At 62.6% G+C, this 16,582-nt stretch carries 12 protein-coding genes and 4 pseudogenes; 9 read left to right on the forward strand and 7 right to left on the reverse strand.

Annotated features, from left to right (window positions below; genetic code table 11):
• Positions 1 to 180: 180 nt before the first annotated feature.
• Complete coding sequence (gene aceK, locus DXK50_RS10735; protein ID WP_212630296.1) at positions 181 to 1,899, forward strand: bifunctional isocitrate dehydrogenase kinase/phosphatase; 1,719 nt, start codon at positions 181 to 183, stop codon at positions 1,897 to 1,899.
• A gap of 87 nt (positions 1,900 to 1,986) precedes the next feature.
• Entirely contained in the window at positions 1,987 to 2,118 is a 132-nt protein-coding gene (locus tag DXK50_RS25170; protein ID WP_017362870.1) for a PA1414 family protein, read from the forward strand.
• 6 nt (positions 2,119 to 2,124) lie between these two features.
• Here the strand turns inward: DXK50_RS25170 and DXK50_RS10740 are convergent, their stop codons facing one another.
• From DXK50_RS10740 to speB, 5 genes are all read right to left on the reverse strand, one after another.
• A complete protein-coding gene (locus DXK50_RS10740) occupies positions 2,125 to 2,856 on the reverse strand; it encodes an MBL fold metallo-hydrolase (RefSeq protein ID WP_212630297.1) in 732 nt (243 codons plus the stop codon).
• A gap of 91 nt (positions 2,857 to 2,947) precedes the next feature.
• A complete protein-coding gene (locus DXK50_RS10745; protein WP_212630298.1) occupies positions 2,948 to 4,288 on the reverse strand; it encodes a purine-cytosine permease family protein in 1,341 nt (446 codons plus the stop codon).
• A 180-nt stretch (positions 4,289 to 4,468) separates the two neighbouring features.
• The gene (locus DXK50_RS10750; RefSeq protein WP_212630299.1) at positions 4,469 to 6,070 is read right to left on the reverse strand and encodes a 5-guanidino-2-oxopentanoate decarboxylase; all 1,602 of its coding nucleotides are present in this window, start codon (positions 6,068 to 6,070) and stop codon (positions 4,469 to 4,471) included.
• 17 nt (positions 6,071 to 6,087) lie between these two features.
• Positions 6,088 to 7,494, reverse strand: coding sequence for a YjiH family protein (locus tag DXK50_RS10755; RefSeq protein WP_212630300.1), 1,407 nt, complete (start codon positions 7,492 to 7,494; stop codon positions 6,088 to 6,090).
• Positions 7,495 to 7,571: 77 nt separating this feature from the next.
• Positions 7,572 to 8,531 (reverse strand): agmatinase, encoded by a 960-nt coding sequence (speB, locus tag DXK50_RS10760; RefSeq protein ID WP_212630301.1) that lies wholly within the window; start codon positions 8,529 to 8,531, stop codon positions 7,572 to 7,574.
• Positions 8,532 to 8,767: 236 nt separating this feature from the next.
• On the opposite strand from speB, the gene DXK50_RS10765 reads away from it, so the two are divergent.
• From DXK50_RS10765 to DXK50_RS24920, 7 genes and pseudogenes are all read left to right on the forward strand, one after another.
• Positions 8,768 to 10,324, forward strand: coding sequence for an EAL domain-containing protein (locus DXK50_RS10765; RefSeq protein WP_212630302.1), 1,557 nt, complete (start codon positions 8,768 to 8,770; stop codon positions 10,322 to 10,324).
• Between the two features lie 16 nt (positions 10,325 to 10,340).
• Positions 10,341 to 11,243 (forward strand): LysR family transcriptional regulator, encoded by a 903-nt coding sequence (locus DXK50_RS10770; RefSeq protein ID WP_161866293.1) that lies wholly within the window; start codon positions 10,341 to 10,343, stop codon positions 11,241 to 11,243.
• A 117-nt stretch (positions 11,244 to 11,360) separates the two neighbouring features.
• Positions 11,361 to 11,642: pseudogene (locus DXK50_RS25470) on the forward strand (PAS domain-containing protein); the annotation flags it as partial.
• A gap of 309 nt (positions 11,643 to 11,951) precedes the next feature.
• Positions 11,952 to 12,926: pseudogene (locus tag DXK50_RS25475) on the forward strand (methyl-accepting chemotaxis protein); the annotation flags it as partial.
• An 85-nt stretch (positions 12,927 to 13,011) separates the two neighbouring features.
• Positions 13,012 to 13,605 carry a tRNA-uridine aminocarboxypropyltransferase gene (locus tag DXK50_RS10780; protein ID WP_212630304.1) on the forward strand — a complete coding sequence of 198 codons (594 nt, stop codon included), beginning with the start codon at positions 13,012 to 13,014 and terminating at the stop codon, positions 13,603 to 13,605.
• A gap of 265 nt (positions 13,606 to 13,870) precedes the next feature.
• Positions 13,871 to 15,089, forward strand: a pseudogene (locus DXK50_RS10785) (IS3 family transposase).
• Between the two features lie 146 nt (positions 15,090 to 15,235).
• Positions 15,236 to 15,577: a tryptophan synthase subunit beta gene (locus DXK50_RS24920; RefSeq protein WP_249186768.1), complete on the forward strand. Its 342-nt coding sequence runs from the start codon at positions 15,236 to 15,238 to the stop codon at positions 15,575 to 15,577.
• Positions 15,578 to 15,580: 3 nt separating this feature from the next.
• Here the strand turns inward: DXK50_RS24920 and DXK50_RS10790 are convergent.
• Both DXK50_RS10790 and DXK50_RS10795 read right to left on the reverse strand, forming a co-directional pair.
• Positions 15,581 to 15,989, reverse strand: a pseudogene (locus DXK50_RS10790) (transglutaminase-like cysteine peptidase); the annotation flags it as partial.
• Positions 15,990 to 16,146: 157 nt separating this feature from the next.
• The gene (locus DXK50_RS10795; RefSeq protein WP_212630305.1) at positions 16,147 to 16,545 is read right to left on the reverse strand and encodes a YbaN family protein; all 399 of its coding nucleotides are present in this window, start codon (positions 16,543 to 16,545) and stop codon (positions 16,147 to 16,149) included.
• Positions 16,546 to 16,582: the final 37 nt, after the last annotated feature.

The following is a 16,582-nucleotide window of genomic DNA, read 5'->3' on the forward strand; positions in this document are numbered from 1 at the left end:
GGCAGGGTTCTGGCAATCCGCATTGCACTTTTGAATGATTGGGTAGGACTCGGTGGCAGGGACGGTGTGGGAGGGGCTTTAGCCGCGACCTGCAATGGTGGAGGCTTTGGCAATCAAGATTGCATCCAGGTCGGCGTTGTCGGCTAAGCTCGGCTGATCACTGCGGATGAGGCATGCGTAATGGGGCAACAATGGCCGGCCGGCGAGATCGCTCGCCTGATCCTCGACGGCTTCGACGACTACCGCGAGCACTTTCGCCAGATCACCGATGGCGCCCGCCTACGCTTCGAGCAGGCGCAGTGGCAGGAGGCGCAGCAGGCCTCGGCAGCGCGGATCAACCTGTACGAAGCGAAGGTTGCAGAAACCCGCGAACGCCTGCTTCAAGGATTCGATGCTGCGCTGTTGGAGGTAAGCCAGTGGCCGCTGGTCAAGAGCGCCTATATCGCCCTGATCGATCGGCGTTTCGACGACGAGCTGGCGGAAACCTGGTTCAACTCGATCTTCTGCAGCCTGTTCAGCCATGACCAGATCAGCGATGGCTGCATGTTCATCCATACCACCCGGCCGTCGCTGCGCAACCAGCCCAGCGCCGCGCAGACGCGCAGCTACCGGCCCGCCGGAGAACTGCATCAGGCGCTGCAGGCGATCTTCGAGGATTACCGTTTCGATGTGCCTTACGAAGACCTGCCACGCGACCTGCAGCGCCTGGAAGAGCAACTGCGCGCCAGCCTGCCGGACTGGGTCTGCAAGGACCCGGAGCTGTGCATCGAGCTGTTTTCCTCGGTGCTATATCGCAACAAGGGCGCCTACCTGATCGGGCGCATCTACACCCGCGACGAACAATGGCCGCTGGCGATCCCGCTGCTGCACCGCGAAGGGCAGGGCATCCAGGTCGATGCGGCGATCACTGACGAGGCGGAGGTGTCGATCATCTTCTCGTTCACCCGCAGCTACTTCATGGTGGACGTGGCGATCCCAGCCGAGTTCGTCGGTTTTCTCAAGCGCATCCTGCCGGGCAAGCATATCGCCGAGCTGTACACCTCGATCGGCTTCTACAAACACGGCAAGTCTGAGTTCTACCGTGCCTTGATCGGCCACCTGGCCAGCACCGACGACCGCTTCATCATGGCGCCGGGTGTGCGCGGCATGGTCATGAGCGTGTTCACCCTGCCGGGCTTCAATACCGTGTTCAAGATCATCAAGGACCGTTTCGCGCACGCCAAGACGGTGGACCGCAACACGGTGATCGAGAAGTACCGCCTGGTCAAAAGCGTCGACCGGGTAGGGCGCATGGCCGATACCCAGGAGTTTTCCGATTTCCGTTTCCCCAAGGCCAAGTTCGAGCCCGAATGTCTGGCCGAACTGCTGGAAGTAGCGCCCTCGACCGTGGTGGTGGAAGGTGACACCGTGCTGGTTCGGCACTGCTGGACGGAGCGGCGCATGACGCCGCTGAACCTCTATCTCGAAGGCGCCAGCGAGGCCCAGGTGCGCGAGGCGCTGGACGACTACGGCCTGGCCATCAAGCAACTGGCGGCGGCCAATATCTTCCCCGGCGACATGCTGCTGAAGAACTTCGGCGTCACCCGACATGGCCGCGTGGTGTTCTACGACTACGACGAGATCTGCTTTCTCACCGAAGTGAATTTTCGGCACATTCCGCCGCCGCGTTTCCCCGAGGACGAGATGAGCTCCGAACCCTGGTATTCGGTGGGGCCGATGGACGTATTCCCCGAAGAGTTCCCGCCATTCCTGTTCGCCGATATCAAGCAGCGCCGGTTGTTCAGCCAACTGCATGGCAATCTCTATGACGCCGATTACTGGAAACGATTGCAGGAGGCGATCCGCGCGGGCAAGGTGATCGACGTGTTCCCCTATCGGCGCAAGAGTCCGGTGATTTGACGGAGGCTGGTTGAAATCCGTTTGGCCCGGCCTAATCTGATAAGTGAGCCGCCGGCTCTTCCCTTAACTTGGCAGGAGGTCGTACCCATGCTCGCCAAGCTGCAAGAACAACTGCAAGCCCTGCTGCAGGCCCTTGGCCTCGTCCCGCAACCTCAGCCGATTCGTATCAGCGAGGCCGAGCAGGAGCGCCTGCGGCGCGAAGCGCGTCAGCGCCGCTGAAGCTGTTCAGTCGAGATGGTGGGCGTCGAACCAGGCGTCTATCAGCTCGCGCATCCGCTGCCCCGAGAAACTCGCGAAATGCCCGCCATGCACGGTGCGCACGGGCAGTTCGCGCAAGCGTGCCAGACTCTGCGCGTAATCTTCCAGGTTCGAATGGTAGGCGTCCTCGATCAGCGGGCCGTCGTAGAGGATGTCGCCGGAAAACAGCGTTTGTGTACTCGCTTCCCACAGGCTGATGCCGCCCGGTGAGTGGCCGGGTGTGTGCAGCACCTGCAAGACCCGATTGCCCAGATCCAGCACGTCGCCATCCTCGATCAGACGCGTGGCCGGCGCAGCCCGTACGCGGTATTCGGCGTAGCACAGCGGGCAATCCGGGTGCGCCTCGAACATCTCGTCGCCGACGAAATCGGTGGCCAGGGTATTGGCGCCGTCCGGTGCTGCGAGGATATCGGCCTCGGCCGGATGCACCAAGCGCTCGGCGAATTCGTGATGCCCGGCGATATGGTCGAAGTGGCAGTGGCTGGCTACGGCCAGCAGCGGCTTTTCGGTCAGCCACGGCAGTTGCTCGCGCAGGCTGACCAGCCCGGAGCCGGAGTCGATCAACACGTCATGCTCGCGCCCCTGCACATGCCACATGTTGCAGCGGTAGAAGGAGCGAACGTAGGGCTCGTGGATCAGGCAGATGCCATCGTGGCGGTGTTCCACCTCGAACCAGCGGTCACGGCTGACGATTTTCATGATGGGGACTTGCCTCATTGGCGGGTTGCACCCGCCCGACAGATTCGTATGGCGGGTAGGGCGGGTGCAACCCGCCACGATGTTCATCACGCTACGCCAGCTGCGCCCGTGGCACCAGCACCCAGCGGCGCAGGACCGTGTAGCTGGCGGCGGTGATCAGGAACACCGGCAGCGACGCGCCCCAGGCCAGCGGCGAGATCCAGCCCCAGTAGTAGGCCAGCACTGCGCCCAGACCATAGGCGACGAAGGCGGCCGGGTTGAAGCCGTTCAGGTAACGGTAGCGGCCGCCGTCTTCGCTGAGCAGTTCGTCCACTGCGTAGTGGCCTCTGTGGATCAGGAAGTAGTCGGCGATCAGCACGGCGAAGGCCGGGATGAACACGCTGCCGATCACCAGCAGGAAATTCTGGAAGTTGTCGAGAATGCCGGGGATCTGCGAACCCAGGATCGACAGTACGCCGATGGCCAGCGCCGGCTTCCAGAACGGAGTCTTCGGGCTGATGTTGAGGTACGAAAGCGAGGCGCTGTAAACACACATGACATTGGTGGTCATCACCGAGAGGAACACCACGATGGCCGCCGGCAGGCCGAAACCGAAGCCTGCAAGAAGCACCGCCGGGTCGTAGGTCTGCTCCATGCCGGTGAGTACCGAGAAGCCCGAAACCGTGGCGCCAAGGCCCATGGCCAGCAGCGTGGCCGCGACATAGCCGACCCAGGTGCCCACCGCCGCCACGCCCTGGGTGCGGCAGTTGCGGTTGTAGTCGGCGGCCAGCGGAATCCAGGAGAACGCGGTGGCGATGACGATATCGAAGGCGATCCCGGGGGTAATCTCGTTACGTGGCTCGGTAGGCATGGCCAGGAGGCTGGCGAACTCGAACTTCTGCCCCATCACGTAGAACACCGCGCCGGCCAGCAGGAGCATGCCGATGGCCGCCCAGCGCTCGACCCGCTCGATGCCCAGATGGCCGCGCAGGGCGATCAATAGCACCAGGGTCTCGCAGAGGATGGTGAACAGCGGCAGGTTGGAGTAGCCGGTCAGGTGCTCCACCGCATAGTTCAGGCTCATGCCGGCCAGCAGCGCCTGGATCCAGCTCCAGGCCAGCAGGGTCAACAGGTTGACCAGCGAGGGTAGCTTGGCGCCGCGCGAGCCGTAGCTGCCGCGCGCCAGCACCATGGTGGTCAGGCCCGAACGCTGGCCCATCAGGCCGACCAGCACCAGCGGCAGAATGCCGATACCCGAACCGATCAGCACGATAAGCATGGCCTGGGTGAATTTCAGATCCGGCACCAGCAGCATGCCGGTGAGGATGGTGGTGACCACCACGTTGGCGCCCAACCACAGAGCGATGGTGCCGCCCAGGCCGAGGCTGCGATGGCCCTTGTCCGTAGGTGCGAGGCCGTCCTGGCCGAAATACTGGCTGAGATGCTTGAACATGGAACGACTCCCCGATGCTTGTTTATTGGTGTTGTAGGTACGGCAGTCAGTGATGCAGCTGAATCTTGTGGTTATGTCGGTAGCCCCGATGCAATCCGGGGCGGGATGTCGCGGCTAAAGCCCCTCCCACAAGGGGCACCTCGATTTCCGTGGGAGGGGCTTTAGCCGCGATCAATGTCGTCAGGGGTGAAAGGGCGCGGCCTCCTGCACTTCGATGATCAGCGGGTGATCCTGCGGCGCGCTGCGTAGCAGCTCGGCCAGATGCGCATGGTCGCGCGCTCGTTCGGCGGCGCAGCCGAAGCCGCGGGCGATGGCCAGCAGGTCTGGGGTGTAGATGTCGACGCCGATCGGCTCGATCTCGCGGCGCTGCATGTAGCGCTTGATCTCGCCATAACCGGCGTTGTTCCACAGCAGCACGATGATGCCGACCCGCGCTTCCACGGCGCTGGCCAGCTCGGGCAGGGTGAACTGGATACCGCCGTCGCCCATCAGGCTGATCACCGGGCGCTGCGGCTCGGCCAGCTTGGCGCCGATGGCCGCCGGCAGGCCGTAGCCGAGGGTGCCGTAGCCGGTGGAGGCGTTGAACCAGCGCCGCGCGCCGTCCAGTTCCACCAGATGGTTGCCGCTGTACACGGTCTGCGTCGAGTCGCCGACGAAGCGGGCATCGGGCAGGGCATCCAGGATGCAGTCGAACAGCTGGCGGTAGTGCGCCCAGCCGCTGAAATCCTCGTTCAGGCGTGCCTGCGCGGCGGCGGTGCGCCGTGCGCCGGGGCTGTCCGCACGGGGTTCGCCGGGGTTGAACTCGGCCAGCAACATGCGCATGGCCACGCGAGCATCGCCCTGGATCGCCAGGTGCGGAGTGAAGTTGCGCTGCAGCTGCTGGGCATCGATGTCGATGCGGATCAGCCGACCGGGCAGGCGGAAGTCGCCGTCGAACACCACGTCATAGTCGGTCTCGCCCAGCTCGGTGCCGATGGCCAGTACCACATCGGCCTCCAGCGCCAGGTCGCGCACCGGGCGCAGCGACTGGTTGCTGCCCAGCAGCAGCGGGTGGCCTGGCGGCAGCAGACCCTTGGCATTGATGGTCAGCGCGGTCGGTGCATCCAGCGCGGCGGCCAGGGCGCGCGCTTCGGCTTCGGCGGCGACGCAACCACCACCGAGCAGCAACAGGGGGCGCTCGGCCTGCTTGAGCAGGCCGGCGGCTTCGCGGATCAGCGTGCGATTCGGTGCCGGGCGGCGCACGGTCGGCCGTGGCGCCACGGCCATATGCGTGGCGTCGGCGGTGATGATGTCCAGCGGCAACTCGATATGCACCGGGCGCGGCCGCTCGCCCTCGAACACGGCGAAGGCGCGGGCCAGCACGCTGGGCAGCTCCTCGACGCTCATCAGGGTATGGCTGAAGGCGGTGACGCCCGCGGTCATTGCCCGCTGGTTGGGCAACTCGTGCAGATAGCCCTTGCCCAGGCCCAGGCGCGCCCGCTCGTTGACGCTGGAGACCACCAGCATCGGGATCGAGTCGGCGTAGGCCTGGCCCATGGCGGTGAGGATATTGGTCATCCCCGGGCCGGTGATGATGAAGCACACCCCCGGCTTGCCGCAAACTCGGGCATAGCCATCGGCCATGAATCCGGCGCCCTGTTCGTGGCGCGGCGTGATATGGCGGATGCCGCTGGCCGGCAGGCCGCGGTACAGCTCCACGGTGTGCACGCCGGGAATGCCGAACACGGTATCGACGCCCCAGGCCTCGAGTTGCCTGACGAGAAATTCGCCACAGGTGGTCATGGTCATTCCTCCTGGCATCAGCCGACGATCCAGTGCGCCATCAGCGCGATGATCGGCAGGGTGATCAGGGTGCGGATGATGAAGATGACGAACAGCTCCAGCAGGTTCAGCGGCAGCTTGGCCTTGAGGATCAGCACGCCGACTTCGGACATGTAGATCAGCTGGGTCAGCGACACACAGGCGACCACGAAGCGCGTCAGCTCGCTTTCGATGCCCTTGCCCAGTACCGCCGGCAGGAACATATCGGCAAAGCCCACCAGCATGGCCGGCGCTGCCTTGGCCGCTTCCGGCAACTGCAGCAGCTCGAGCAGGGGCACGAAGGGGTAGGACAGCCAGTTGAAGATCGGTGTGAACTCGGCGATCGCCAGGGAAACGGTGCCGATGGCCATGACCAGCGGCAGCAGACCCAGCCAGATGTCGACCACGTTGTGCACGCCGATCCTGACCATCTGCGCTGGCGAGGGGTTGGCATTGGCGCGCTGAACCGCCTGGGTCAGCCCCCAGCGCAGCAGCGAGGTGCCGGCCGGCACGTCTTCCTGGATCTGCTTGCCGACGCCGGCGACGTATTCGTCCTTTTTCCACGACAGTGGCGGAATGCGCGGGGTGATGATCGCGGCGGCGAGGCCGGCGACCACCACGGTCAGATAGAACGGTACGAACAGGTGATCGATTTTCATGAAGCTGGTGATCAGCAGGCTGAAGGCGATCGAGGCGATGGAGAAGTTGGTCGCGATCACCGCGGCTTCCCGTGCACTGTAGAAACCTTTCTGATACTGCTGAGCCGTAATCAGCACACCAACGGTGCCGGAGCCGAGCCAACTGGCGATGGCGTCGATGGCCGAACGTCCGGGTAGGCCGAAGATCTTGCGAAACACATTACGCACGATGGTGCCGATGAACTCCATCAGACCGTAGTCGGTCAGCAGCGGCAGGATCAGGCCGGCAACCAGGAAGAAGGTGATCAGTACCGGCGCCAGGTCTTTCAGCACCACGCCGCCAGTGTTGGCGCTCCAGATCCATTCCGGGCCGAACTGCCAGAAGGTCATGGCGGCGAACAGCGCGCCGAGCACACGCAGGCCCAGCCACAGCGGATGCAGCACGAACAGGTCCTGCAGCGGTTGGCGCTCGCTCAGCCAGCGCGGCTTGAGCAGGCTGCCGAGGACGCCCAGCACGGCCGAGAGGATCAGCAGTGCGGTGGCGATAGCCGGCAGGTGGTCGTTGAACGCAGCCTTGAGCGCATCGGCCATCACGCCAAGGCCGATGGTCACCTTCTCTTCATAGACGATGGGGGTGAGAAACAGCAGTACGCCGAGCAGCGAGGGGATCAGGAAGATCAGAAACTGGCGCAGGTTGTAGGGCTGTGCGGCAAGGTCGTTGGCTGGCGGCTGCTTGTCCAGCGTTGGAGCAGCGTCTTCTCGATTCATCAGGGCACCCTAATTCTTGTTGTATGAACGTGCCGGGTGCCGCTATGGACACCCGTGCGGGTATAAAAAGCCGTGGGTCAGCGGCGCTGAACCCCCGGCAGCACGCAGAGCATTTCGTAGAGCAGGTTGGCACCGAGCAGCGAGGTGTTGCCGGTGGTGTCGTAGGGTGGCGAGACCTCGACCAGGTCGCCACCGATCAGGTCCAGGCCCTGGCAGCCACGGATGATCTCCATCGCCTGGATGGTGGTCAGGCCGCCGATTTCCGGGGTGCCGGTGCCGGGGGCCCAGGCCGGGTCGATGCCGTCGATGTCGAACGACAGGTAGACCGGGCCGCCGCCGACCTTCTCGCGTACTTCGGCCATCAGCGGCGCCAGCGACTGGTGCCAACACTCTTCGGCCTGCACCACACGAAAGCCCTGCTTGCGGCTCCAGTTGAAGTCCTCGGCGGTGTAGCCCTGGGCGCGCAGGCCGATCTGCACCACGCGCTGGCTATCCAGCAGGCCTTCTTCCTGGGCGCGGCGGAAGGTGGTGCCGTGGGCGATCTTCTCGCCGAACATGTGGTCGTTCACATCGGCATGGGCATCGACGTGCACCAGGCCGATCTTGCCGTACTTCTTGTGCAGGGCACGCAGGATCGGCAGGGTGATGGTGTGATCGCCACCCAGGGTCAGCGGCTTGATGCCGTACTCGACGATCTCGTCGTAGGCCTCTTCGATGATGCGCACGGCGTCGAGCAGGTTGAAGGTGTTGATCGCCACGTCGCCGATGTCGGCCACGTTCAGCGAGTCGAAGGGCGCGGCGCCGGTGGCCATGTTGTATGGGCGGATCATCACCGACTGGGCGCGGATTTCGCGCGGGCCGAAGCGGGTGCCGGAGCGCAGCGAGGTGCCGATGTCCAGCGGCACGCCGACGAAGGCGGCGTCGAGCTGGCGTTTTTCCTCGGGGCTCTGGATATGCGGCAGGCGCATCATGGTGGCGATGCCGCCGAAGCGGGGCATTTCGTTGCCGCCCAGGGGCTGATGATAAGCGTTGTCCATGGGAGGGCCTCACGGTTGTTGTGTTTGTAGGAATCGTTGCCGCGGATTCTTGGTCAGCTGTTCATCAGGAAAAATCGGTTGAGGCAAAAACTTAGTTCAGAGATTTCTAAACTAACCGTTCGGTACTAGACTGATCGACCTCAGCTCCGAAGCCGCCGCCGTTATCTGTCAGCCTCAGTGCGGCGGCGTGTGGGGGGTGTTGCGTCTGAGACTGAACTGACGGCGAGGAAGCCCGGATGCCGCTAACCGCTTACCGCGCCAATAGTCTGCGCCTTCGGCTGTGCGCATCTCTCACGGTAGGAATGCTGCCGATCGTACTCGGCCTGATATTTCTGTACGTGCAGGCCGGAATCGTGCTGCGTGATATCAGTCGTACCAGCGCCGCCGACGCCGTGCGCCAGATCGACCTGATGCTCGACAATGCTGGCTTGGCCGCCGGTGAGGTATTGCCGCAGGTCGGCAGACCCTGCGAAGAGGTCGAACTGGTACTGCGCGAGCAGGTCGCCACCGTGCCCTTCGTGCGCTCTGTCAACCTGATGGATGACGGACGGCTGTACTGCTCATCGCTGTTCGGCGCATTCGAGGAGCGGATCGATTCTGCCGCTTACGTAGCCGGGCGGCTGCGGCTGCTGGCGGGCAATCCGGTCACCCCGAATCATTCGTTGCTGGTGTATCGCGACGTCGTGGACGAGCGCGGCGCGCTGGTGGCGATCGACGGACGTTACCTGGCCAACGTGTTGCAGTCGGTGGACCGCGGTGCCTTCATGCAATTGCTGGTGGGGGAGCAGTGGATGCCGCGCAGCGGGCTGGTGCGGGCGGGGCGCCTGCCCGAATACCCCCTGGCTCAGGTCGCGCTGAATTCGGCGCGCTATCCCTATCAGGTGCGCGCGGCGTTTCCCGGAGGCGCGCGGCTGCGCTACATGGGCGAGCAATATCCGGTGCTGTTCGTGCTGCTGGGGCTGCTGGGTGCGTTGGCCGGCCTTGGCACCCACTGGTTGCTGGCGCGCTCCAGCTCGCCCAGCATCGAATTGCGCCGTGCGCTGCAGGCCGGGGAATTCATTCCCTATTTCCAGCCGCTGGTGCGCAGCGGTTCGCAGCAGTGGATAGGTGCCGAGGTGCTGATGCGCTGGCAGCACCCGCGCGAGGGCCTGGTGCGTCCGGATTTGTTCATTCCCTTGGCGGAACGCTCCGGCCTCATCGTGCCCATGACGCGAGAGCTGATGCGGCAGACCGCCGACTTGCTGGCGCCGGTGGCAGATCGACTCGGCGGTGGTTTTCACATCGGCATCAACATCGCAGCCGCACATTGCCGTAGCCGCGAACTGGTCGAGGACTGCCGGAGCTTTCTGCAAGCCTTCGTACCGGGTCAGGTGGTGCTGACGCTGGAACTGACCGAACGCGAACTGCTGGAGCCGGACGCCTTCACCGATCAGCTGTTCGCCGACTTGCACGAGATGGGCGTGAAGATCGCCCTGGACGACTTCGGCACTGGTCACTCCAGTCTGAGTTACCTGCACAAGCTCAAGGTGGATTATTTGAAGATCGACCAGAGTTTCGTTGCCATGATCGGCAAGGATGCTCTGTCGTTGCACATTCTCGATAGCGTGATCGAGCTGTGTGCCAAGCTGCAACTGGAGGTGATCGCCGAAGGGGTAGAGGATGAACAGCAGCGCCGCTACCTGGCCGACCTGCAGGTCGACTATCTCCAGGGTTACCTGATTGGCCGACCGCTTCCGGCCGGCGAGTTTCTCTCCCGTGCGTGTTCTGACCTGGCTGCAACCAATCCGTCATAACACTAGACTGCTCAGCATGCTGACTCATTCCTCTTCGCTACCCGATCTCAAACTGCTTCGCGTCTTTGCCTGTGTGGTGCGCCACCAGGGCTTTGCCGCTGCGCAGCAGGAGCTGAACCTGTCCACCTCGGCCATCAGCACCTACATGAGTCAGCTGGAAAGCCAGCTCGGCATCGTGCTTTGCCATCGCGGCCGTGGTGGCTTCAGCCTCACCAGCAAGGGCGAACTCTTCCATCAGGAAACTCTGCGCCTGCTGAGCGAGCTGGAGGATTTCGAGCGTTACTCGGCGGCGCTCAAGGGGGAGCTGCGTGGCACACTCAATCTTGGAGTACTGGACTCGACCGTCAGCGATCCTGCACTGCCGCTGCCTGACGTGATCGGTGCATATAGTCAGGAACACCCCGGCGTGCATCTGCATCTGTCGGTAATGAGCCCATACGAGCTTCAGCTGGCGGTACTGGACAACCGTCTGGATCTGGCCATCGGCGCTTTTTCCACGCGAATGACCGGCCTGGTCTATCAACCGTTGTACCGCGAGCAGCACTGGCTCTATTGCAGCGAGCGGCATTCATTGTTCGAGCAGCGCCGTATTCCCGCCGAAGTGATCACCCAGCAACGTATGGTCGGCCGCGGCTACTGGAGCCAGGCGGAGCTTGCCCGACATGGGTTCAAGCACAGCGCGGCCACCGTGGAGTCGATGGAGGCGCAGCTGATTCTGGTGCTCTCCGGCGCCTATATCGGCTATCTGCCGGAGCATTACGCGCAGCCCTGGGTCGATCAGAAACGCCTCAAGGTACTGCTGCCCACCACCTTCGGCTATCAGGCACCGTTCTCCCTGATCCTGCGTCGAGGCCGCTCGCGTGAGCCTCTGATCCAGACGTTCCGAGATTTGCTCAAGACGCAACTGCAACAGATCTGAATCGGCATCGGCGCTATTGTCCAAAAGGCTTACAGCCTAACGCTGGCGCGCTTATTAGGCTGTGCTAGTACTTATTCATACGTCTGCCTCAACTCCAATGCGAACAGGGAAGCCTCGATGCGCCAGAACCTGCCCGTGACTCAGCGGGAAAGAACCTTCCCCGCGGAAGAACGCCTGATTTCCACCACCGACCTCAACAGCAAGATCACCTACTGCAACGATGCATTCGTCGAGATCAGCGGCTTCACGCGTGAGGAGTTGATCGGCCAGCCGCATAACCTCGTGCGACACCCGGACATGCCACCGGCAGTGTTTGGCCATATGTGGGACACGATCAAGCAGGGCAAACCCTGGATGGGCATAGTCAAGAATCGTGCGAAGAATGGCGATTTCTATTGGGTCAGCGCCTATGTCACGCCGGTATACGAAGGTGGGCGCATGGTCGGTTACGAGTCGGTGCGTTCGCTGCCGACCCAGGCGCAGAAGCAGCGCGCCGAGAAGCTTTACGCCCGGCTGCGCGAGGGCAAACCAGCGGTGCCGGCTATTGAACGCTGGACCTATAGCCTGGTGCGTTCCTGGCCGCTGATTCTGGCGGCAGCGATCATTTTGGTTGCCGAGACGTTCATGAGTGGCGGGATACTGATTGCCTTCACCTTCGCGATGATGATCGCTCTGGGGGCATATCAGTTGCATCGTGCCCGGGCGTTGATCATGCGTACGCTCGACGATCACCCGAAGGCCTTCACCAGTGATCTGGTGGCGCTGACCTACAGTGACAACCGTGGCGCGCAGGCGTTGCTCGATATGGCCATGATCAGTGAGGAGGCACGCCTGCAGACTGCGCTGACTCGTCTGGAAGATGCAGGCGAGAACGTCAAACGCCGGGCCGCGCAAGCCTCGCAGTTGGCGACCGCGGGGGCCGGCCTGCTCGATCAGCAGCGCGCTGAAACCGACCAGTCGGCGACGGCCATCAACGAGATGGCGGCGACCATTCAGGAGGTCGCGCATAACGTGCAGAACACCTCGCACGCTGCCGAAGAGGCTGACCGTCTGGCTCGTGAAGGGCGTGATCTGGCCGTGGGCAGTCTCGACTCCATGCGGCAGATGGCCAGGGCCGTCAGCGATATCGGTCAGGCGGTCAACGAGCTGGCCAACTCCACCCAGTCCATCGGCAGCGTGGCCGATGTGATCACCTCGATCGCCGAGCAGACCAACCTGCTGGCACTCAACGCAGCCATCGAGGCGGCGCGCGCAGGCGAACAGGGCCGTGGTTTCGCGGTGGTGGCCGATGAGGTGCGTTCGCTGGCTTCGCGCACACGTCAGTCCACCGAACAGATCCACCAGATCATTTCCGACCTGCGTGCCGGCGCCGAGCGTGCGGTGCTTACGGCGGGCAAGGGGGAGGAAATTTCCCGCGGCAGCGTAGAGAGCGTGGAGTCGGTGCGCGATGCGCTGGAGGGCATCAGCTCGGCGGTGACGCGCATCACCGGCATGAGCCAGCAGATGGCGGCGGCGTCCGAAGAGCAGAGTCATGTGGCCGATGACATCAGCCGGCAGATCACTCGTATCGCTCAGCTTTCCGACCACAGTGCCGGTCAGGCGCATCAGGGCGCGGCCATCAGCCGTGAACTGGAGGAAATGGCCGACTACCTGCACAGCCTGGCAGAGCGCTTCAACCGCTGATTCTTTAGCCCGGCTGCAATCCACGGCATGATTCGGATTGCATCCGGGCTACGCGCGGGCAGGGGGTTCTGGCAAACTGCGCGGCATGCCTCGTCCGACCTGTCCCCGTTGTCAGCGCCCCCTCAGCCTCTGTCTCTGCCCGCTGATTCCCGATCTCGATAGTCGTACTCGTGTGCTCATCCTGCAGCACCCGAGTGAGGTCGGTCATGCGCTGAATACCGCTCGCCTGGCTGCGCTTGGCTTGCGCAATGCGCAGCTGCGCGTCGGCGAGGTATTCGAGGATCTGCCGCAACTGCTCGCCCAGCCTGATTACCAGGCCTGCCTGCTGTTTCCCGGTGAAGAGTCCGTCGCCCTGAGCGCTTATGCGCCCGACGAGAGACCCTTGCTGTTGGTGGTGCCCGATGGCACCTGGCGCAAGGCGCGCAAGCTGCTGCACCTCAATCCGCTATTGGCGGCATTGCCCCGCGTCAGCCTTAACGGCGCTGCGCCGTCGCGTTATCGCCTGCGCAAGGCGCCGCAAGAGGGGGCTCTGTCGACCATCGAGGCGATCACTGCCGCGCTGGATGTGCTGGAAGCGCCAAAGCGTTTCGATGCGTTGCTGCGGCCCTTCGATGCGCTGATCGAAGGGCAGATCGCGGCGATGGGGCAGGACGTGTACATGCGCAATCATCAGCGCTGACGGAGAGCTCCTTGAAGTGCCGCCTCGGTCGCACAGTCCATGTTTTCGTTGTTGCGTCAGTGAAGTTGCCAAATCTCCTCAGTACCAGCAGCGAAACCGTGGATAAGACTACCGCTGGAGGTGATCGAAGGTATGCCGGGCCATCATCATCTGGTCGTCCTAACGGGACACTAGGGCTGTCGCCCCTGCGTCGAGGGCTTCTTCGCTGAATTTGTCCCGTCCTGAATAAGGTTTACACCTTTCACCCGAGAATCTGGAGGTTTCGATGGAGCAAGATGTTAAGCGTACGCAGCGTGATTATTCGCTGACTTTTAAATTGGCCGTGGTCGATCAGGTCGAAAAGGGCGAGTTAACCTACAAGCAGGCCCAGGATCGGTATGGCATCCAAGGCCGGTCCACCGTTTTGGTATGGTTGCGTAAGCATGGTCGGCAGGATTGGAGCCAGGGGGCCTCGCTTCGCGCCGATAGGAGCCATACGATGACCGATCCCAAAGACCTGACGCCTGAGCAACGCATCAAGGAGCTAGAGCAGCAGCTGCAGTTCATGAGCCAGAAGGCCCAGTTCTTCGAAGCCGTGGTCGATGTGTTGAAGAAGGATTACGGCGTTTCGATCGTAAAAAAGCGACCCGGCAAGTCCTCTCGCAAGAGCAAGTCCAAGGGCTGACTGTCGTTAGGGCTTGCCAGTTTCTTTCCATCAGCCGCCAAGCTTACTACAAGTGCAACCGTGTTGCCGACCAGCGTCATAGACAGGGTGAACAGGTCGCACAGCATGTCCGGTTCATAAGGCTGCGCCAGCCGCGGATCGGCACGCGCAAGTTGCATCACCTTCTGCACAGCCAGTCCAACGCCAGCCTGAAGGTCGGTCGTGACCGGCTATTTACGATCCTGGCCGAGCACCGCCTGCTGGTGTCACCCAAGCGTGCGTTTCACAAGACCACGCATAGCTTTCATCGTTTTTATCGGCATCCGAACCGGCTTAAGCCCGGTCCTGGACAGATCACGGCGGCAGCGCCTGAGCATGTGTGGGTGGCGGATATCACGTATCTACCGGCGCGAAGCGGCCCTTTGTATCTGAGCTTGGTTACTGACGTCACTCACGAAAGATCGTCGGCCATCATGTCCATGAGAGTTTGCATGCCGAGTCGGTGGCGGTCGCCTTCCGGCAGGCACTACGAGGGCGTCAGAGTAAACAAATGCTCGTCCACCACTCTGATCGCGGAATCCAGTATTGCTCAGCGCTTTATCAGGCACTGCATAAGCGCCACGGTGTGCAGTGCTCGATGACCGACGGCTACGACTGCTATCAGAACGCGCTTGCGGAACGGGTCAATGGAATCCTCAAGCATGAGCTACTGCTGCGCAGGCCCAATGACTTGGAGCAGGTCAGATCGATGGTCAGCGAGGCGATCAGGGTCTATAACACAGAGCGGCCACATCTGGCCCTGAAATACAGAACGCCCGATGCAGTGCATCGGGCGTTCTAGATACCGCAAATCTAGCTGAAACGGTGTAAACCTATTTCAGGACTAGACAATTAGCGGCCAGAGTTTCCTTAACTGCCGCACTCAACTAGAGTAGGCCCGCCACCCGCTACGGGAACAGGCTTTTATGGCGTTTGCTGGAGGTACCGATGGTTTACGCACAGCGCGACTCGTTCGGGCGTTTGTTGCGGGTTGAGTACGAGCCCTTCGAGGGGATGACGGAGAATCTGGCGGTCGAGAGCGAGGAGTTGCATAACTGGTTGGCTGCCAAGGAGGAGGTCAGGGCGCGTCTAGACAGCCTGAAACAATCCGACTTGGAGTTGGTGCGTGTACTCGAGGACGTCGTTAGTGTGCTGGTCGAACGGGGCGTTATCCGTTACACCGACTTGCCCGAGGCTGCGCGGCAGAAACTAGATCAACGCGCCATCGCCCGTGCCGAGATTGAAGGTTTGAGTGGTCTGCTTGGTGATGACGAACACCGTTCTGTGTAGAATGACGCGCAGCTTTTCGCTGGGAATGCCGAGGCGGCGCAGGGTGAAGTACTTGGCGATGGAGTAGTCCTCGCAGTCGCCGGCGCCCTTGACCAGCATTTCCACCGGGGTGGCCCAGTAGTCGTTTTTCGCGCCAGAGCTGAATGTCGTCGACGAAGCGTACCTTGCGGTTGAAGAAGCGGTTGACCTCGTTGAGCTTGCCAGACTCCGGCAGCGCCGCGCTGGTCTTGATCAGCTCTTCCCAGTCGAGCAGGCGGGTTCGCGCCGGGCCGAGGTTGCCGTAACGGTTCTCGGCGTTTTTGATGATCAGGGCGAAGTCCCAGTCCGCCAGTGACAGCCCGGCCAGCAACCCGCCGCCGATCCAGAGGATCAGCAGTCGCCACCGCCATCGCTGAATGCGCAGCCGTCGCATGGGTCGAGTCTCAGGGCCTGATCGCCGAAGTCTAGGCGAGGTGTCGATTTTTTGCCGGCCGCTTCGCTGGAGCAAGGAAAGGGTGTCAAAAGGCTGTCGAAAAGCAGGAGGCAGCCCGAAATTCACTGCCCCCGGATTGCATCCGGGCTACGTACACTCAGGGATTGGGCAGGGTTTTCTGGCGCAGGATGTAAATGCTCACCAGCACGGCACTGATGAGCATGAAGGCGCGCGCCCAAGGCAGGGGCACCAGGTAGCAGGAGAAGGCGATGCTCAACCACATCAGCGTAAGCGCGTAGAGCTTGGCCTTGAGCGGGAGACCTTCACCATCCAGATAAGGCACTATCCATGGCCCCAGGCGAGGATGATCGACCAGCCATAGATAGAAACGCCGCGAGCTGCGCATGAAGCAGGCTGCTGCCAGCAGCAAAAAAGGTGTGGTCGGCAGAACCGGCAGAAAGATCCCGATGACCCCGAGCGCCACGCTCAGCCAGCCGATGCCCAGCAGCAGATAGCGGACACTGCGATGGCGGCTTGGCTGAATGTCACGCGGCATGGGCAGTCTTGGCGGCCGCCGGGGCGTTGCCCCGGCT

Origin of the sequence: Pseudomonas sp. KB-10 (assembly GCF_018221585.1) — a bacterium.
In the GTDB taxonomy this organism is placed as follows: domain Bacteria; phylum Pseudomonadota; class Gammaproteobacteria; order Pseudomonadales; family Pseudomonadaceae; genus Aquipseudomonas; species Aquipseudomonas yangonensis.